Below are 17,788 nucleotides of genomic sequence, written 5' to 3'. Positions count from 1 at the left end.
CGCCGCCCGATCGCCGACCGCCCCCGCTTCGATCAAGTATTGGCCCAGGCCAGATCCCTCGCGGGAACCTACGAAATGAACCCGTAAACGTAGGCTGTTACTCATGGTCCAGTACCTCGGCGTTGCTGCGACGTGCATCCGGAGAGACCAACGTTGTTGTCGGTCACTGCCGGTACTGTTTTGCTATGACCGCTGTCGAGGAGCCTCTTATGGCAACTGAGTCTCTGATGACCACCGAGGAGTTCGAGGAACTCGCTCGGGCGGCCGATCGTATCGCGGAGGGTGTGAAACTCGAGTTCATCGACGGACAGCTGGGGGCAAAGGCAATGCCGGATGGGGATCACGATCGGATCATCCAGTGGTTGATCCGAGTTTTCATGATGTTCCGTCCTGAATTGTTTTTGACCCCGGAGCGGGGCCTGAAGATCGAGCGGTACCGGAAGGGCCGTGCTCGTCCAGATGGCGCGCTGGCGGACGCTGACGCATTCGTCGGCCAAGGCGAGTGGGCTGATCCCGAGCCGGTTCTCTTGGTAGCCGAGGTGACCTCCGGTGATCAAGACACTGAGCGTCGCGATCGTCAGGAGAAGCCACGGGCGTACGCGGAGACCGGGATACCTGTGTACCTCTTGATCGATCGAGATTCATGTGAGGTGACGGTCCACAGTAGGCCTCGCGGAAGCCGATACGAGGAAATCCTGAAGGTCCAGTTCGGTGCCACCGTCGAACTCCCCGACCCGGTGAACGTCGCCCTCGATACGGAGCCGTTGAAGGCTTGGGTGCGCTGAGTTGCCCGCCTAGACGGTGAATTCGGCGATTACCGGGGCGTGGTCGCTGGCGCCCTTGCCTTTTCGTTCCTCGCGGTCGACGAAGGCGTCTTTGGTGGTGGCGGCGAGGGTGGGGGAGGCGAGGATGAAGTCGATGCGCATGCCCTCTTTGCGGGGGAAGCGGAGTTGGGTGTAGTCCCAGTAGGTGTAGACGCCGGGGCCGGGGGCGTAAGGGCGCATGACGTCGGCGAAGCCGGTGTCGAGGAATGCTTGGAAGGCGTCGCGTTCGGGTTGCGAGGTGTGCGTCTTGTGGATGAACAGCTCGGGGGCCCAGACGTCGTCGTCGGTGGGGGCGATATTCCAGTCGCCGACCAGGGCGATCTTTGCCTGCGGGTCGTCGGCGAGCCAGCGGGCACCGCTTTCCCGTAGCGCGGCAAGCCATTCCAGCTTGTAGGCGTAGTGCGGGTCGGCGAGGGCGCGGCCGTTGGGCACGTACAGGCTCCACACCCGGACACCGCCGCAGGTGGCGCCGAGCGCGCGCGACTCGACGACGGGCGCGCTGATCAGCGATTCACCGGCCTCCTTGTCGAAGCCGGGCTGGTTCGGGAAGGCGAGCTCGACGTCGGTCAGCCCGACCCGGGAGACGATCGCGACCCCGTTCCACTGGTTGATGCCGAGATGGGCGACCTCGTAGCCGAGTTCGTCGAAACGCTCGAACGGGAACTGGTCGTCGCGGCACTTGGTCTCTTGGATGGCCAGCACATCGATGTCCTGGCGGTCCAGGAACTCCGCAACCCGATCGAGCCGGGAGCGGATCGAATTGACGTTCCAGGTGGCGAGACGCACAGCTGCCTTCCTTGATGCGGGTCTTATTCCGTTCTACCGCAGGTCGGCAGTACGGGCGAGCGCGGCAGGCGCCGCATAGCGATACATGTGGTGTTCGACGAAACCGAGCTCGCGATACAGCGCGATGGCAGCACTGTTGCCTTGCTCGACCTGAAGGTACGCGTGCGTCGCGCCGCGCCCGTGACCCCACCGGATCAGCTCGGCACACACCAGCGAGCCGAGCCCTTTCCTGCGGTGCTCCGCGCCCACCGCGACACAGGTGAGCCCGACCCAGCGGCGGCCGTCCGGCGCGGTGGTGACCGCGCCACGCCCGATCGCGATCGGTGTCGGCACGCCGAGCGAGGCGAACCCGAGCTCGCCGTCGCGCACCGCGGTCAGCACCTCGACATTCGGTTCCGGCGTCGAAAGTCGCTGCGGCGTCACCACTTCGCCCTCGAAACGGTTCAACTGCAACCAGGCGTCGTCCGGCGCGCCGGCGATCCGCACCATCGACGGCCCCTGCGGGAGCACGAAATTCTCGATATCGATGGCCAGCACGACGGTCTCGCGCCAGCTGTCCCACCCCGGCGGGATGGGCGCGAGCCGGTCGGGCAGCGCGAGCAGCAGCGGCAGGCCGTGCGCGGTGTACCACTCGCCGACCCGGTGGATGGCGTCCGGCGTCAGTACCGCGGGACCCTCGGAACTACCCAGTGGCAGCGCGGAATTGGCGCGTCCGGTGAACCCGTGCCCGGCCCGCACGAACCACCCGTCGATCCAGGTGTGCTCGACCCCGGGCCACGCGTCCGCCGCCGCGGCCTCCAGCGACCTGATCTCCTTGGTCCGAATCGGCCTGGGCCCCACCGCTTTCAGCGCGACCACCTGGTCCGGGGTCACCGAGACGGTCCGCCCGTCGGCGGCGCGCACGGTCGGCGGATCCAGCGAGATCAGTTCGCCGATCACATCGGTGAGTGGTTGTGGATAACCCGCGGGCAACCGGTAGCGCAGCACTACCCGACGGCCGAGCGGAATTTCTGGAAAGGTGCCCTCAGTCGTCATGGCCGAACGGATCCGCGACGGTCCCGGGGATCCAGCTGAGTCCCGGTGTGCCCCAACCGTTGCGCTTGATCGCCTTCTTCGCCGCGCGGGCGTTGCGCCCGATCAGCACGTCGACGTAGAGGAAGCCGTCCAGGTGGCCGACCTCGTGCTGCAGCATGCGGGCGAAGAAGCCCTTGCCCTCGAGCTCCACCGGCGCACCGTGCTCGTCGGTGCCGGTGACCTTCGCCCACTCGGCCCGCCCGGTCGGGTACTGCTCGCCGGGCACCGAGAGGCAGCCCTCTTCGTCGTCGTCCGGGTCCGGCATGGTCTCCGGGATCGCCGAGGTCTCCAGCACCGGGTTGATCACCGCGCCGCGGCGCCTGCTCGCGGTGCCGTCGGCGGCGACGTCGGGGCAGTCGTAGACGAACAGCCGCAGCGGCACGCCGACCTGATTGGCGGCCAGACCGACACCGTGCGCGGCATCGAGGGTTTCGTACATGTCCGCGATGAGCTCGGCCAGTTCCTCCGGTGACTGGGTGACCTGCTCGGTCGGGTTGTGCAGAACCGGGTCGCCGACGATCACGATCGGGAGGATAGCCATGAACACAATTATTGCCGCGCCGCTGGGCCGCCGGCCGTGCGGGGGCGGCAACCTTCCCGCGACACGCTTACCGGCAGGTAGCGAACACGCCGCGCCGTACCCCTGGCTATCCCACGGTCTCGTGGTTGAATGATCCGCGACGTACAAGCACCATTTTTCGTCTGGTGGTAACTCGGCGAGGGAGCAAGATGGACGGCGCAGCGGCACGGAATCTTTCCGCGATCCAGGGCGACCCTTCCGCGAGCGACGATGTCACGGCAGCGGAATCGACGGGCGACGGCGACAATCTCAGCCGTCGTGAACACGACATCCTGGCCTTCGAGCGCCAGTGGTGGAAGTACGCGGGGGCCAAGGAAGAAGCCATCCGGGAGCTGTTCGGCATGTCGCCCACCCGGTATTACCAGGTGCTCAATGCTGTGGTGGATCGGCAGGAGGCGCTCGCCGCCGACCCGATGCTGGTCAAGCGGCTGCGCCGGTTGCGAGCGAGCCGGCAAAAAGCCAGGGCCGCGCGACGGCTCGGATTCCAGGTATGACCGGGCTAGGCTCGAGTAGGTGAGCTACCCGAATCCCACCTCCGGTGGGCCGCCATTGCGAGCGTTGGCGATGGTGTTGATTTCACTGGCCATTGTGTTCGGTGGACTGGGTGCGATGTCGCTGTCGAAGTCCGATGTGGACAACGCGGGATCCGAACAGTCGGCGTCGGCGACTTCCGTCCCGCAGGCCCCGGCCCCGACCGCGGCCGTCAAGCCGACCACCGCCGCGCCGACATCGGCCGACGCACCCACTTCGTCCAGCACGGTGCCGCCGTCGTCCACGACCGCGCCGCCGACCACCACCCCGGCGCCGACCACCCCCACCGGTGCCGCGGCCAAGTCCGTTCCGGTGCGCGTGCTCAACAACAGCATGATCGCCGGGCTGGCAGGCAAGACCGCCAATCAGCTCACCGCCGAAGGCTGGAATGTCGTCGAGACGGGCAACTACCCCGGCGTCAATATCCCGAAAACGACCGTGTACTACGGCAATTCGGCGGGCGACAAAGAAGCCGGACTGGCCATCGCGCAGGAGTTGGGCATCACCGCGGAACCGAAGTCGAGTGGTTTGGGCGAGTCCTCGCCCGGTGTAACCGTCATCGTGACGGGTAACTGACAACTGGCGACCGGTCGCCGCAACTGGGTGACCTGCCGCTGAACGGGCCTGTCACTGCGCAACACGGCGGGCGTGGCATCATCTTGTCCGGTAACGAACGTGTCCACCCAGCTTTACTCGTAAACTCGGTACTCGTAAAGGAGTTCCCCGATGGCCCCGTCCACAACTCGACGCCCGTCCTGGCGGACTGTGACCCCGGTGCTCGCGGTCGCGGTACTCGGCCTCGCAGGCTGCACCAACAGCCAGGAGTCGAGTGACGTCAAGGGAACGACCCCGCCGGTGTGGAGCGGTGCGGCCGCCCCGCCGTCGAGCGAGTTCGGCAAGGAAACCGGTACCGCCGACTCGAACGCGGGTGTGAAAGTCGACCTGAAGGACGCCTCCGGCTCCTCGGTCGGCACGGCGAACTTCGTCAAGGACGGCAACCACCTGCAAGTCACCGTCGAGGCGCACGGCCTGCGCCCCGGCTTCCACGGCTTGCACGTGCACTCGATCGGCAAGTGCGAGCCCAACTCGGTCGCGCCGACCGGCGGCCCGTCCGGCGACTTCCTCTCCGCCGGTGGCCATCTGCAGGTCGGCAGCGCGAACACGCACCCGGCCAGCGGCGACCTCAGCTCGCTGCAGGTGCGCTCGGACGGCTCGGCCAAGCTGGTCACCACCACCGACTCGGTGACCCTGGACGAGCTGAAGAACAAGGCGCTGATGATCCACGCCGACGCCGACAACTTCGGCAACATCCCGAACCGATACCTCCGTGCCGACGGCGTTGCCGGCCCGGATGACACGACGCTAGCAACGGGCGACGCGGGTGGCCGCGTCGCCTGCGGTGTGATCCAGTAGCGCAGGAGCCGACATGGCCGGGGCAGGTAGAGAACATGTTTCCTTCCCGGGTTCGCCCCGGCCCACCATCGGCATCGAGTGGGAGATCGCGCTCGTCGACAAGGTGAGTCGCGATCTGTCGAATACCGCTGCGGCGGTGTTCGATTCGCTCGGCGACCTGAAAGCACACGACGGCACCCCGCAGGTGACCAAGGAGCTGTTGCGCAACACCGTCGAGCTCGTCACGGGGGTACACGACACCGTCGGCGAGGCGGTGGACGATCTGCGCGGCACCATGGACGCGGTGCGGCGCGCCGCCGACCCGCTCGGCGTCGACCTGTTCTGCGCGGGCACCCATCCGTTCGCGCAGTGGTCGGCCCAGCAGCTGACCCGCTCGGAGCACTACGACGAGCTGATCGAGCGCACCCAGTGGTGGGGCCGCCAGATGATGATCTGGGGCGTGCACGTGCATGTCGGGGTCTCGCACCGGGACAAGGTCTTTCCGATCCTGAACGCGCTGCTGATGCAGTACCCGCATCTGCTCGCGCTGTCCGCGTCCTCGCCGATGTGGGCGGGCGCCGACACCGGCTACGCCAGCAACCGCACGCTGATGTTCCAGCAACTACCCACCGCGGGCCTGCCGTTCCAGTTCGAAAACTGGCACCAGTTCGAGCATTTCGTGCACGACCAGTTCAAAACCGGTGTGTTCGAACAGCTCGGCGGCATGCACTGGGACATCCGGCCCGCGCCGAAGTGGGGCACCATCGAGGTGCGGGTGTGCGACGGGACGTCCACCCGCGCCGAACTGGCGGCGCTGGCCGCGCTGATCCACTGCCTGATCGTCGACCTGGACCGCCGGATCGACGAGGGCGAGACGCTGCCGTCGTTGCCGCCGTGGCACGTGCAGGAGAACAAGTGGCGGGCCGCCCGCTACGGGCTGGACGCGATCGTCATCGTGGACGACAAGAGCAACGAGCGGCTGGTCACCGACGACGTGACGGACCTGCTGAACCGGCTGGAGCCGACCGCCAAACGGCTCGGCTGCTCGGACGAATTGGCCTTCGTCGCGGAGATTCCGGAGCGAGGTGCGTCATACCAGCGGCAGCGCAAAGTCGCCGCCGCGGCGCAGGGCGACCTGGTCGCGGTGGTAGACGCGCTGGTCAAGGAGCTCGAGCAGTAATACCGCCCGGCGATCGGTCGCCCACTGTTCAGTCGGGCGGTGGGATGGCGTTCACCCCCCGTTTACTATGGTCGACGTGCTTGTCGAAGACCCGGGACCCAGAGTAGGAAGCGCCGCTCCTCGGTTGCGTGTGCCGCCGACCCGGGTGTGGGTTGCGGCAGGCGTTGCCGCGGTGCCGGTGCTGTTGATCGCGCTGCAAATCGTGGCGGTACGCGAAGGGGTCCAGGGTCCGCTCGGGAGTCTGTGGCAGGACTACGTCGGCACCCCCAAATCGATGTCGGTGCCGTGGGCGGGCTTGATCCTTGCGCTGGTCGGCATTTCGACGCGGCACCGGATCATCGCGCTGAGCGCGGCCGTGGCCATCGACGCGGTGTGGGCGGGCATCCGGCTGCTGAGCGGTGCGTCGTTCGCGGTCGGCAACGGACCGGTCATCGTGCTCACCGGGCTGGCGATAGTCGCCTGGCTGCGCTGGGACGGGACCGAACGACGCAGTGCGTTGCACGCCGCCGCGCTCGGCGCGCTGCTCATCCTCGCCACCAAGGTCGGCGACGTGTGGTTGCACGTCACGATCATGAGCAGGCCTGCGGTGCTCGACGAATACGTGCTACTCGCCGACCACGCGCTGGGCGATCCGTCCTGGGTGATGGGGCGGGTGCTCGATGTGCTCGGGCCGGTCGTCTACGGGGTGCTGCACTGGGTGTACATCGAACTGCCGGTCGCGGCGATCGCGGTCGCGGTGTGGCAGCTGCGCCGGGTGGTGTCCAGCGGTCGCTGGCCGACGCACTATCTGGTGCGCACGTTCCTGGTGCTCGGGCTGGTCGGCCCGGTCGTCTACGTGATCTTCCCGGTGGTCGGGCCGATGTTCGCGTTCGGCGCGGACGGGAACGGGCTGCAACTGGGCAACTATTGGCCGGGCGTGGTGCCGCCGCTGGACCGCAATCCGATGCCGATGCCGTTCGACTCGGTGACGCCGCGTAACTGCATGCCGTCGATGCACACGGCCTGGGCGCTGTCGGTCTTCCTGCACACCCGCCGCGACACCGACGGCGGCCCCGCGCCCAGCCTGGTGCGCTGGGGTGGCGCGTTCTGGTTGCTGGCCACGGTGATCGCCACCCTCGGCTTCGGCTACCACTACGGCGTCGACCTGGTCGCGGGCGCGGTGCTGTGCCTGACCGTCGAGTCGGCGCTGCGCGATCCGGAACGCGGCTGGGGCTGGTTCCGCATCCGGCTCGTCGCGGGTGGCACCGTGGTGCTCGCCGTACTGCTGCTGTCCTACCGCTACCTGTCGGTGCCGATGGCCGAATACCCGGTGCTGGCAGGCACGGTCGTGCTCGCGCTGCTCGCGGGCATGGCCGCCGGCTTCCACGCCACCTGGTTCGCCGGGCAGCGGCAGACCGTTGCCTCGCAACGCGAAGTCGAGACCGCCACGCGCTGAGCCGGACTCGGCCGGCCAGGCCCTGTTCAGTCGACCGAGTCGATGGTGTCGCCGAGTTCGTTGACGGTGAGCAGTCCGTCGCGGTGGCGCTGTTCCCGGTAAGCGGTGCGGCCGATGAGATGGGCCACCACCGGGGCGGTGATCAGCGTGAACAGCCCGACCAGCACCAGAGCCCAGACATTGCCGTGACCGACCAGCTCGATCGCCGCGCCCTCCAGCACCAGGATCAGGCCGACCACCTGAGGTTTGGTGGCGGCGTGCATGCGGGTGAGGGTGTCGGGGAAGCGCACGATCGCGATCGACGCGGTCAGCGCCAGGGTGGCGCCGAACAGGATCAGCACGGCGGAGATCCACTGCCACACGGTCATCGGTGGCCGCCGTCCCGAGATATCCGTTGTCTCAGCATCATTGGTCTCCGTCGGGGTGTCACTGTTCGTCCTTGACCCGGAAGCGGGTGACGGCGGCCGAGCCGAGGAAGCCGACCAGCGCCAGCGCGATGATCGCCGGGATGATGGTGGTGTCCTGGCTGTAGGCCGCCCAGACGGCCAGCCCGGACGCGGCGATCGCCATCAGCGAGTCGATGCCGACGATCCGGTCCAGGGTGCTCGGTCCGGCCAGAATGCGATAGCTGGTGATCACGGCGGCGGCCGTCAGCAGCACACCGGCGATGATGGCGACAACGGTCACAGTTCCGCCTCCGGCACCTTGCTGGAACGCCATTCGGAGTGGCGCTCGAACGAGTCGATGAGCAGTTTCTCCAGGCGCCGGGTGGTCCGGTAGAACTTGTCCACCGCCGCGTCGCTGCTCACGTCCAGCACGTGCACGTAGACCACGCAGCGGCGCCGATCGATCTCCAGCACCATGGTGCCCGGGATCAGGTTCAGCAGGTCCGTGCACAGCACGAGTACCAGGTCGGACTTGGTACTCAGGTAGACGCGCAGCACCCCGGAGACCGGCGGCGGCGCGGGCCGGATCGCGAACCACGCCACCTGCAAGCTGGACTCGATCGCGTAATACGTTGCCACCACGACCAATTCGACCAGCGACAGCGGATGCAACCGCCCGTTGACCGGCACCCTCGGCAGCGGCAGCGCCACCATGATCAGCGCACCCACCGCGAGCCCGGCCAGCAGGTTGGCGATGCTGAGATCGCCCCACAGCGCGATCCAGACGACGGTGAGCCAGCTCAGCACGCTGATCCGCACGACGATCTCGCGGCTCACCCCGCTCATCGGCTCGCCCCCGACCCGTCCGCCCCGTTGCCCAGCACCGCGGTGATGTACACGCCGGGATCACGCAGATCCGCCGCCGCCCGGTCGGCGATGCCGAGGATCGGGCCGGCCAGCACCGTCAGGCTCAGCCCGATCACCACCAGCGCCGCCGTCGAGCCGACCATCAACAGCGGCATCCGGCCCGGGCGCGGGCGATCGTCGTAGTGCACGTCGGTCGAGTCCTCGATCAGCGACGGCGTTTTCGCGGCGGTGAGGGGGCCCTCCGGCGCCCCCACCCGCGGGCGCCAGAACGCTTTGCTCCACACCCGCGCGACGGGATAGAGCGGGAGCAGGCTGGTGAGCACCGAGCCCGCCACCAGCGTCCAGGCCAGCACGCTGCCGTTCTGCACGCCCGCCTGCAACAGCGTGGCCTTGCCGATGAAGCCCGAGAACGGCGGTATGCCACCGAGATTCAGCGCGGGCACCAAGAACAGCACGGCCAGCAGCGGACTCGCCGAGGCCAGCCCGCCCAGCCTGCGCAGCGAGGTCGAGCCCGCCTGCCGCTCGATCAGGCCGACCACCAGGAACAGCGCGGTCTGCACCAGAATGTGGTGCGCCACATAGAAAACCGCGCCGGCCAGGCCGGCGGTGCTGGCCAGCCCGACGCCGAAGATCATGTACCCGATGTGACTGACCAGCGTGAACGACAGCAGTCGCCGGATGTCGCTCTGCGCGATCGCGCCGAAGATGCCGACCAGCATGGTGAGCAACCCGCACACCAGCAGGATCGAATCGAACTCGCCACCGGGAAACAGCAGCGAGTGCGTCCGGATGATCGCGTACACACCGACTTTGGTGAGCAGGCCGGCGAACACCGCGGTCACCGGCGCGGGCGCGGTGGGGTAGGAGTCGGGCAGCCAGTTCGACAGTGGGAACACCGCGGCCTTGATGCCGAACGCCACCAGCAGCACCGCGTAGATGGCGGTGCGGGTGCCCTCGGGCACCGCGCCGATGCGCTGCGCGAGCTGGGCCAGGTTCAACGTGCCGGTGGCCGCGTAGGTCATGCCGATGCCGGTCAGGAAGATCAGCGAGGCCAGCATCGAGACCATCACATAGGACACACCCGCGCGAATGCGTTCCTCGGTGCCGCCGACGGTGAGCAGCACGAACGACGCGGCGAGCAGGATCTCGAAGCCGACGAACAGGTTGAACAGGTCACCGGCCAGGAACGCGGCCGAAACACCGCCGGTCAGCACCAGATAGGTGGGCCGGTAGATCGAGGTGGGCTGCCGCTCGTCGCCGTCGCGGATGTTCTGCCCCGAACCGTAGATCGCGACGGCGAGCAGCACGATGGACGAGACGAGCAGCATCGCCGCGGACAGCCGGTCCACCACCAGGGTGATGCCGATCGGGGTCTCCCAGCCGCCGACCTGCAGCGCGGTGGTGCCGTCGCGGTCGGCCAGATACAGCAGCAGCCCGCAGATGACGACCACCGCGCTCAGCGCACCGAGCATGAGCGTGCGCTGGGTCCGTGGCCTGCGCCCGAAGACCAGGGTGCCCGCCGCCGCGAGCATCGGCACCAGCACTGGGAGCGGCATGAGGGTAGGCAGCAGTCCGGGGGAGAGGCTCAATCTTCCGGGTCCTCTCGCTCGCGCCTGCGGGCGACATCGACGTCTTCCTGGTCGTTCTCGACATCGTCGGTGGTGGTGATCGTGAAGGAGCGGTAGGCGAGCGCCAGCACGAAAGCCGCCAGCCCCATGGTGATCACGATGGCGGTGAGCACCATGGCTTGGGCGAGCGGGTCGGCGGTGTCGCGATGCGTGGTGTCGGTCTGGCCCTGGATCGGCGCCCGGCCGTCCGGGCCGCCGAGGGTGATGATCAACAGGTTCACCGCGTTGCCGAACAGGATCATGCCGAGCAGCATCTTCGAGACCGCGCGCTCCAGGATCAGATACACCCCGCAGGCGACCAGGATCCCGATCACGATCAACAGCGTCAGATTGGCCGTCACCGCGCCGAACCTCCTGATACGGAGGTGGTTTCGTTCGAGGCGAGCTCGCTGTCCAGCCGGGCGCCGAGGCTGCGCAGCACGTCGAGCACCAGTCCGACGACGATCAGATACACGCCCAGATCGAAGAACAGCGCGGTCACCAGTTTGAGGTGGCCGAGCACCGGCAGCGTCACCTCGAAGATCGCCGAGGACAGCGGCGGTGCGCCGAAAAACAGTGAGGTGACGGCGGTTCCGGCGGACAGGGTCAGTCCCGCGCCGAGCAGGTGGCCCGCGTCGACCGGCAGCGCCTCGCCGAGTTCGTACCGGCCGCCTGCGAGGTAGCGCAGCGTGAGCGCGAGTCCGGCGGTGAGCCCGCCTGCGAAACCGCCGCCGGGAGCGTTGTGGCCGGAGAAGAAGAAGTACACCGACAGCACCATGATGGTGGGGAACACCAGCCGGGTGGTGATCTGCATGACCATCGAGCGGTCCGCCCGATCGACTAGTCGTCCGGCGGGCAGCCAGCTCACCAGATCCGGGTCGTAGTTCGGCGAGTCGGCGGCGCGCGGGGCGCTGCCGAAGCGGCGGCTGCGAAATACCAGCGAGGCGACACCGGTGGCGGCGACCACGAGCACCGAGATCTCGCCGAGGGTGTCCCAGGCGCGAATATCGACGAGTAGCACGTTGACGGCGTTCTTGCCGCCGCCGAATTGGTATGCGGCGTCCGGGATTCGCTGCCAGATCGGCTCAGCGGTGCGGGCGGCGACAGCGAAGGCGCCCAGCACCGTCACCGTCGCGCCGACCAGCGCGGCCAGCACCGCCCTGCGCGCCTTGAACGGGGTGGCCCGGCCCGCCTCGATCTCCGCCGGGAACGCCCGCAGCACCAGCACGAAAATCACCAGCGTCAGGGTCTCGACCAGGAATTGGGTCAGCGCCAGATCGGGTGCGCCGTGCAGCGCGAAGATCACGCCGCAGCCATAGCCGGTGACCCCGACCACCAGCACGCTGGCCAGCCGGTTGCGCAGCACGGTCGCGCCGAGCGCCATCGCGACCATGATGCCGCCGAGCACCGCCTGCAACGGCGAATCCCACAGGCGCAGTTCGACTCCGGTGCGGGTGCCGAGGGCGAGCAGCACCGACGGCAGGATGATCAGCGTGCCGAGGATGGTCGCCTGGCTCAGCGGCAGCGATCCGCGCTGCACCGCGCCGGTCATGCGCAGCGACAGCTGGTCCATGCCGCGCAGGGCCGCGTCGTAGGCCCGGTCGGCATTGCCGAGCCGCGGCCGGGTGGGGTCGCGGAGCCGATCGCGCAGCCGGAACAGGGCGATGCCGCCCGCGATCACCAGGACGGTGAGCGCCAGCGGGACGGTAAAGCCGTGCCACAGCGAGAGATAGGACAGTAGTTCCTCGGAAAACGTTCCCGCGTAGGGGCTGAGCAGCCGATCGGTCCACGGCGCCCCGAGTCCGGCGACCAGGCTCGCCACCGCGAGGATCGCGGGCGCGGCCAGGAACAGCGCCCCCGGTGCGTGCCAGCCACCGTCTTCGCGCACATGTCCCTCCGTGACACCGGAACCCGCAGCCGGACCGGCATTTTCGGTGGCGTAGTCGGCGACGCGGCGCACCCGGTGTGCTCCGTGCGCGGTCGGCCGCGCGACCTGGGGCTTGTCCGCGAAGGCGCCCCAGACGAAACGAATGCTGTAGCCGACGGTCAACATCGACCCGAGCACCACACCGGCCGCCAATGCCACCCGTGCGGGCGCGGCGAGGGTGTCCGCCTCGAGGATCGCGCCGAGTGCGCTCTCCTTACCGACGAATCCGACCAGCGGCGGAATCCCGGCCATGCTCAACGACGCGAGCATCGCGATGCCGCACAGCACCGGAGCGCGCCGGCCGAGCCCGGACAGCTTACGCAGATCCCGGGTGCCCGCCCCGTGATCGATGACGCCGACCACCATGAACAGGCACGCCTTGAACAACGCGTGCGCGACGATCATCGCGACCCCGGCCAGCGCCGCGTCCGGGGTGCCGAGGCCGACCAGCACGATCAGGAAGCCCAGCTGGCTCACCGTGCCGAAGGCCAGCACCAGCTTCAGATCGACCACCTCGAGCGACCGCAACCCGGCGAGCAGCATCGACACCACGCCGAGGGTGAGCACCAGCGGATGCCAGACGGGGTTCTCCGCGAAAACCGGCGCCAGCCGCGCCACCAGGTACACACCGGCTTTCACCATGGCCGCGGCGTGCAGATAGGCGCTGACCGGCGTCGGCGCCGCCATCGCGCCGGGCAGCCAGAAGTGCAGCGGCACGACGGCGGACTTGCTCAACGCGCCGATCAAGATCAGCACCACCGCGACGTTCACCGCGAGTCCGTTCGGCGGCTGTGCCCGCGCCAGCAGATCGGAGAGCAGGTAGCTGTTGTTCGCCTCGCCGAGGATGATCAGGCCGACCAGCATCGCCAGCCCGCCCGCGGCGGTCACCAGCAGCGCCTGGATGGCGGCGCGCCTGCTGTTCGCCTGCTCGGCATTGTGGCCGACCAGTAGGAACGACAGCACCGTGGTCAGTTCCCAGAAAACGAACAGCAACAGCATGTTGTCACTGGTCACCAGGCCGAACATGGCGCCGGCGAAGCCGACCATCTCGGCCGCGAACACCCCGAGGCGCGGCTCGTCGTCCTCGAAATATCTAGCGCAGTAGCAAAGGATCAGCGCACCGATGCCGAGCACCAGCGCCGACATGATCGCGGCGAGCGAGTCGAACCGCAGATCGATGTTCATCTCGATGCTCGGCGCCCACTCCAGCCGAACCCGCTGTGTGCTACCCCAATTCGCGATCACCCAGATCAGGCCGCCGAGCGGGACCAGCGCGAGCACGTAGAAAGCGTTGCGCCCCAGTGCCCTTACCCACAGCGGCGCCACGAGCGCGGCTGCGGCGAGGGCGAGCAGGATTGCGAGCAAACTACACTCCGTCGGGTAGGGGCGGCGGGGTGGTGCGGGACAATCCTACGTGGAGCCTGGGGATTTCCGCGTACTCGCCGGGTATGGCGTCGGCTATATGACGACGCCGGGGCTATATATCCGCTAACGCCGCGTCCGCCGCGGGGTCGGTCGATTGCGGGCGGCCGCGCGGCCGGAAGCGGTGCAGCACGGCGAGGCCGACCGCGCTGCCGAGCACGATGGCCAGTGCGGCCCGCCCGGGGGTCGAGTCGTGGGCCGCGCCGTCGGGCAGCTGCCAGCTCTTGTTGTCGTCGGGCAACACGGAGATGACCGTCGGCAGGTACAGAGCGGCAATCGCCAGCACGCCGCTGGGAGCATGGCGTGGCCGGGCGGTGGCGCAGCAATAGCCCGCGGTGAGCGCGAGCACCACGCTGCCCGCCGAGAAAAGGATCCAGTTCGATTCCGGCGGCACGAGAATGGCGAAAACGGCGAGGCCGGCGAGCAGGGTGACGGCCAAGGGCGCCGAGGGCATGCGGGCGCCCGCGAGCATGCCGACGGTGGCCAGCGCGAGCAGGATCCAGACGCTCCAGCCGGGCCGATGGGCGTAGCCGAAGGCATCGGCGGTCGCGGTCAGACTGACCGCGAGATAGACGCCGTACCCGTCGCGGCCGGGCAGCAGCATCGCCGCCGCGGTCGCGGCGCACACGGTGGCGGCGGCGGTGAACCCGATATCGACCGCGTGGTTGATGGCGGGCGCGGTGATGTACTGCCGTTGCAGCCACTCGGTGACCGCGAGGATCACCAGGGCCAGCACCATCGCCGCGAGGATCGGCGCCACCGGTAGTTCGATCGACAGCCGCAGCGGCTCGGGCTCGCCGATCCTGGCGCGATTGCGCAGGGCACTGACGATCAACAGCGCCAGCACCAGCACGATCAGCCAGCTGGGCGGCGACTCCAGCACGTCGAACGGATCGTCATTGATATCGAGGACATCCGCGAGGTCGCTGAATACGAAGAACCCGACACCGCCGAGCGCGAACGCCGCGGCGAGCACCGGCGTGCGCAGTGCCGCGACACCGAGCCCGCCGAGCACGATCCCCGCGCACACCGCGTCGATGTAGTTCTGGGTGGTCAGCATGTCGGCCGAGGAGGCATTGTGCCCGGCAATGTGATTGATCAGCTGCGCGACGGTGCCGACCAGGGCGACCACCCACGCGGTCGCCGGGCGTGCGGTGACGCCGACGACCACCGCGACGGCGACCGCGACGATCACCCCGATGGCCGCGCCACGCGGCACGCTGTTCCACAGGTTCGCCAGCTGATAGGGCGTGCTCTCCCGGATCGAGGCGAAGGTGACCGGCAGGAACAGCGTCACACCCGCGACCGCGGCGCTGAAGAACACCGTGATCGCGTCGAACGCATTGCCCATCCGCCGCACAGGCCGAACATACCTGCGCGCGACCGGCGAATCTGTGATTGCCCACACATTGCCAACGCATGTCGAAATGGGCGAAATGCCAGGAAAGTGCGATTACGGCGAGGTTGCCGAATTATAGGTACCGGCCCTCGCTGCCTGTCGGCTGGCCGCGCGTCTCCGCGTAGCGGCGCAGCGACTCCACTTGCAGTGCGTCGAGAGAGGGCCGGACGACAGTGCGCGCCGCCGCCACGTCCGCCGCGGTGACATCCGCGGCGTCCAGGTCACGGCGCATCGCCGTCAGCGCGGCCTCGCGCAGCATTGCTACGCAGTCCGCCGCGGAGTAGCCGTCGAGCTTGCGGGCCAGGGCGGCGAGGTCGACATCCGCGGCCAGCGGCACCGAGCGCCCCGCGGTCCGCAGGATCTCCAGCCGCGCCGCGCTGTCCGGCGGCGGCACGAACACCAGCCGCTCCAGCCGCCCGGGCCGCAGCAGCGCCGGGTCGATCAGCTCCGGGCGGTTGGTCGCGCCGAGCACCACCACATCGCGCAGCGGTTCCACTCCGTCGAGTTCGGTGAGCAAGGCGGCGACCACCCGGTCGCCCACGCCGGAATCCCCGCTCTGGCCGCGCCGCGGCGCCAGCGCGTCGACCTCGTCGAGGAAGATCAGCGACGGCGCGGAATCGCGTGCGCGCTGGAACAATTCGCGTACCGCGCGCTCGGAGGAGCCGACCCACTTGTCCATCAGCTCGGCGCCCTTCACCGTGTGCACGCTGAGCTGGCCGGTGCTGGCCAGCGCGCGCACCAGAAAGGTCTTGCCGCACCCCGGCGGACCGTAGAGCAGCACCCCGCGCGGTGGATCGATGCCGAGGCGCGCGAACGAATCCGGATGGCGCAGCGGCCACAACACCGTTTCGGTCAGCGCCTGCTTGGTCTCCACCATGTCGCCGACCTCGTCCAGGCCGAGGCTGCCGATGGCGGGCTCGTCCATCCCCGAACGCGACAGTGGCCGAATGACTTTCAGCGCGCCGAGCAGATCTTCCTGGGTCAGTTGCGGATCGCTGTGCTCCTTGCTCGCCCGCGAGGCCGCCCGCAGCGCCGCCTCCCGGCACACCGCGGCCAGGTCGGAGACCACGAATCCCGGTGTGCGGGCGGCGATTTCGTCGAGTTTCAGGCCGGCGGTCGGCACCCGGCGCAGCAGCTGTTCCAGCAGCGACTTGCGGACCGCGGCGGTGGGTAGTGCGAGCGCCAATTCCCGGTCGCAGAGGTCGGGCGCGCGCAGCCGGGGGTCGATCCCGGCGGGGTGCGCCGTGGTGGCCAAGAGGGCGACGGACGGCTCGGCGACCGCGCCACGCAGCTGATCCAGGATGAGGGTAGCGACCGGTTCGGCCTGCGCGGGCAGCAGCGCGTCGATATCGGTGATCAGCAGGATGCCGCCCTGTCCGGAACAGACCTCGGCCACCGCCTCGGCCACCTCGCGCAGCCGGGTGCCGCTCTCCGCGGCCCCGATGGTGGGGCCGTCCAGCTCGACGATGCGGCGCGGTGCGGTGACCGCGCGGGCCAGCGTGGCCTTGCCGACGCCGGCCGGGCCGGTGATCAGGACGCCGAGATGTGGTGTGGCGCCGAGGGTTTTGAGCAGCTCGGGTTCGTCGAGGGCGAGGCTGAGCCACTCGGCGAGCTTGGTCGCCTGGCTGTGCGCACCCGCCAGATCCTTGACGGTGATCAGCGGATCGGTGTGCCGGGTGGCCGCGCTCCGGCCGTTCGACGCACCGTGCGCGACCGCCGCGCCGTCGAAGGCCGCCGCCTCGGTCGCGCCGCGCGAGGCCTCGCCCGGCGGGATCGGCGCACCGGCCAGCGCTCGGTCGGCCGCGTCCCTGGCCGCCACCACGCCCGCGCCCCAGACGACCGCCGTGTTCGGCTGCACGCTGACCGGTCCGCGCGGATCGGTGGCGGTGACGGTGAGCAGTTCGGTGGTCCACGCGATGCCGAAGGTGCGCGAGAGGGCCTGCGAGGCCGCGGCGGAGCTGATCTCCGGGCTCAGATCACGCGGCAGCAGCGAGACCGTGTCGCCGACCGTCACCACCTTGCCCAGCAGCGCCTGGCGCAGCGTCGCCGCCGGAATGGTGCGGGTGGCGTGCACCGAGCCGCTCACCGAGATCTGCTTGGCGCCGTAGACGGTGACCGGCGCGACCACCACCGTCGCGTCCTCGCGCAGGCCCGCATTGGACAACGTCACGTCGTCGAGCAGCGCCACTCCCGCGGGGGTGCCCGAGGGTGCGACGCCGACCACCGCGGCGGTGCGGCGCGCGCCGACCAGCGCGATGCCGTCCCACTCACGCAACCCGAGCGCGGTCAGCGCCTCCGGATGCAGCCGCACCACGCCGCGGCGTGCGTCGGCAGCGGAGGGATTCAATCGAGCGGTGAGCGCCAGTTCTGCCACTGTG

17 protein-coding genes are annotated in these 17,788 nt (G+C 68.9%); 6 read left to right on the top strand and 11 right to left on the bottom strand.

Annotated elements, in window-relative coordinates; genetic code table 11:
- The first annotated feature begins 185 nt into the window (after positions 1 to 185).
- The gene (locus DBO33_RS40395; RefSeq protein WP_107659722.1) at positions 186 to 785 is read left to right on the top strand and encodes a Uma2 family endonuclease; all 600 of its coding nucleotides are present in this window, start codon (positions 186 to 188) and stop codon (positions 783 to 785) included.
- A gap of 9 nt (positions 786 to 794) precedes the next feature.
- On the opposite strand, the gene DBO33_RS40390 is transcribed toward DBO33_RS40395, so the two are convergent.
- From DBO33_RS40390 to DBO33_RS40380, 3 genes are read right to left on the bottom strand one after another with little or no spacing between them, the layout of a single operon-like run.
- Complete coding sequence (locus DBO33_RS40390) at positions 795 to 1,610, bottom strand: exodeoxyribonuclease III (RefSeq protein ID WP_107659721.1); 816 nt, start codon at positions 1,608 to 1,610, stop codon at positions 795 to 797.
- A gap of 33 nt (positions 1,611 to 1,643) precedes the next feature.
- On the bottom strand, positions 1,644 to 2,645 hold the full coding sequence (locus tag DBO33_RS40385; protein ID WP_107659720.1) for an N-acetylglutamate synthase, CG3035 family: 1,002 nt from the start codon (positions 2,643 to 2,645) through the stop codon (positions 1,644 to 1,646).
- Positions 2,635 to 3,225, bottom strand: coding sequence for a peptide deformylase (locus DBO33_RS40380; RefSeq protein ID WP_107661013.1), 591 nt, complete (start codon positions 3,223 to 3,225; stop codon positions 2,635 to 2,637). Before DBO33_RS40380 ends, DBO33_RS40385 begins: the two co-directional genes overlap by 11 nt.
- A gap of 188 nt (positions 3,226 to 3,413) precedes the next feature.
- Between DBO33_RS40380 and DBO33_RS40375 the strand changes: the two genes are divergently transcribed.
- The 5 genes from DBO33_RS40375 to DBO33_RS40355 all read left to right on the top strand — a co-directional run bounded on the left by DBO33_RS40375 (position 3,414) and on the right by DBO33_RS40355 (position 7,802).
- On the top strand, positions 3,414 to 3,758 hold the full coding sequence (locus DBO33_RS40375) for a DUF3263 domain-containing protein (protein WP_107659719.1): 345 nt from the start codon (positions 3,414 to 3,416) through the stop codon (positions 3,756 to 3,758).
- A gap of 19 nt (positions 3,759 to 3,777) precedes the next feature.
- Positions 3,778 to 4,371: a LytR C-terminal domain-containing protein gene (locus DBO33_RS40370; RefSeq protein ID WP_107659718.1), complete on the top strand. Its 594-nt coding sequence runs from the start codon at positions 3,778 to 3,780 to the stop codon at positions 4,369 to 4,371.
- A 150-nt stretch (positions 4,372 to 4,521) separates the two neighbouring features.
- The gene (gene sodC, locus DBO33_RS40365) at positions 4,522 to 5,208 is read left to right on the top strand and encodes a superoxide dismutase[Cu-Zn] (RefSeq protein ID WP_107659717.1); all 687 of its coding nucleotides are present in this window, start codon (positions 4,522 to 4,524) and stop codon (positions 5,206 to 5,208) included.
- A gap of 13 nt (positions 5,209 to 5,221) precedes the next feature.
- Positions 5,222 to 6,367 (top strand): glutamate--cysteine ligase, encoded by a 1,146-nt coding sequence (locus DBO33_RS40360; RefSeq protein ID WP_107659716.1) that lies wholly within the window; start codon positions 5,222 to 5,224, stop codon positions 6,365 to 6,367.
- 145 nt (positions 6,368 to 6,512) lie between these two features.
- A complete protein-coding gene (locus DBO33_RS40355; protein WP_407670646.1) occupies positions 6,513 to 7,802 on the top strand; it encodes a phosphatase PAP2 family protein in 1,290 nt (429 codons plus the stop codon).
- Between the two features lie 26 nt (positions 7,803 to 7,828).
- Here the strand turns inward: DBO33_RS40355 and mnhG are convergent, their stop codons facing one another.
- The 8 genes from mnhG to DBO33_RS40315 all read right to left on the bottom strand — a co-directional run bounded on the left by mnhG (position 7,829) and on the right by DBO33_RS40315 (position 17,784).
- Positions 7,829 to 8,170: a monovalent cation/H(+) antiporter subunit G gene (mnhG, locus tag DBO33_RS40350; RefSeq protein ID WP_107659714.1), complete on the bottom strand. Its 342-nt coding sequence runs from the start codon at positions 8,168 to 8,170 to the stop codon at positions 7,829 to 7,831.
- Positions 8,171 to 8,228: 58 nt separating this feature from the next.
- On the bottom strand, positions 8,229 to 8,489 hold the full coding sequence (locus DBO33_RS40345; protein ID WP_107659713.1) for a monovalent cation/H+ antiporter complex subunit F: 261 nt from the start codon (positions 8,487 to 8,489) through the stop codon (positions 8,229 to 8,231).
- Positions 8,486 to 9,025 carry a Na+/H+ antiporter subunit E gene (locus DBO33_RS40340; RefSeq protein ID WP_107659712.1) on the bottom strand — a complete coding sequence of 180 codons (540 nt, stop codon included), beginning with the start codon at positions 9,023 to 9,025 and terminating at the stop codon, positions 8,486 to 8,488. The genes DBO33_RS40345 and DBO33_RS40340 overlap by 4 nt, the downstream gene beginning before the upstream one ends.
- A 5-nt stretch (positions 9,026 to 9,030) precedes the next feature.
- On the bottom strand, positions 9,031 to 10,644 hold the full coding sequence (locus DBO33_RS40335) for a Na+/H+ antiporter subunit D (RefSeq protein WP_107659711.1): 1,614 nt from the start codon (positions 10,642 to 10,644) through the stop codon (positions 9,031 to 9,033).
- Positions 10,641 to 11,024 (bottom strand): Na(+)/H(+) antiporter subunit C, encoded by a 384-nt coding sequence (locus DBO33_RS40330; protein WP_107659710.1) that lies wholly within the window; start codon positions 11,022 to 11,024, stop codon positions 10,641 to 10,643. The genes DBO33_RS40335 and DBO33_RS40330 overlap by 4 nt, the downstream gene beginning before the upstream one ends.
- Positions 11,021 to 13,954: a Na+/H+ antiporter subunit A gene (locus DBO33_RS40325; protein WP_107659709.1), complete on the bottom strand. Its 2,934-nt coding sequence runs from the start codon at positions 13,952 to 13,954 to the stop codon at positions 11,021 to 11,023. Before DBO33_RS40325 ends, DBO33_RS40330 begins: the two co-directional genes overlap by 4 nt.
- A 112-nt stretch (positions 13,955 to 14,066) precedes the next feature.
- Positions 14,067 to 15,362, bottom strand: coding sequence for a hypothetical protein (locus tag DBO33_RS40320; RefSeq protein WP_107659708.1), 1,296 nt, complete (start codon positions 15,360 to 15,362; stop codon positions 14,067 to 14,069).
- Positions 15,363 to 15,483: 121 nt separating this feature from the next.
- Entirely contained in the window at positions 15,484 to 17,784 is a 2,301-nt protein-coding gene (locus DBO33_RS40315; RefSeq protein ID WP_107659707.1) for an AAA family ATPase, read from the bottom strand.
- Positions 17,785 to 17,788: the final 4 nt, after the last annotated feature.

The organism is Nocardia suismassiliense (assembly GCF_900269665.1).
In the GTDB taxonomy this organism is placed as follows: domain Bacteria; phylum Actinomycetota; class Actinomycetes; order Mycobacteriales; family Mycobacteriaceae; genus Nocardia; species Nocardia suismassiliense.
This window is presented reverse-complemented; position numbering and strand designations above follow the sequence as displayed.

Excerpts from the sequence above, each read along its gene's own strand:
- DBO33_RS40395 (WP_107659722.1), top strand. The coding sequence starts at position 186 with ATGACCGCTGTCGAGGAGCCTCTTATGGCAACTGAGTCTCTGATGACC.
- DBO33_RS40385 (WP_107659720.1), bottom strand. The coding sequence starts at position 2,645 with ATGACGACTGAGGGCACCTTTCCAGAAATTCCGCTCGGCCGTCGGGTA.
- DBO33_RS40380 (WP_107661013.1), bottom strand. The coding sequence starts at position 3,225 with ATGGCTATCCTCCCGATCGTGATCGTCGGCGACCCGGTTCTGCACAAC.
- DBO33_RS40375 (WP_107659719.1), top strand. The coding sequence starts at position 3,414 with ATGGACGGCGCAGCGGCACGGAATCTTTCCGCGATCCAGGGCGACCCT.
- sodC (WP_107659717.1), top strand. The coding sequence starts at position 4,522 with ATGGCCCCGTCCACAACTCGACGCCCGTCCTGGCGGACTGTGACCCCG.
- DBO33_RS40360 (WP_107659716.1), top strand. The coding sequence starts at position 5,222 with ATGGCCGGGGCAGGTAGAGAACATGTTTCCTTCCCGGGTTCGCCCCGG.
- mnhG (WP_107659714.1), bottom strand. The coding sequence starts at position 8,170 with ATGACCGTGTGGCAGTGGATCTCCGCCGTGCTGATCCTGTTCGGCGCC.
- DBO33_RS40320 (WP_107659708.1), bottom strand. The coding sequence starts at position 15,362 with ATGGGCAATGCGTTCGACGCGATCACGGTGTTCTTCAGCGCCGCGGTC.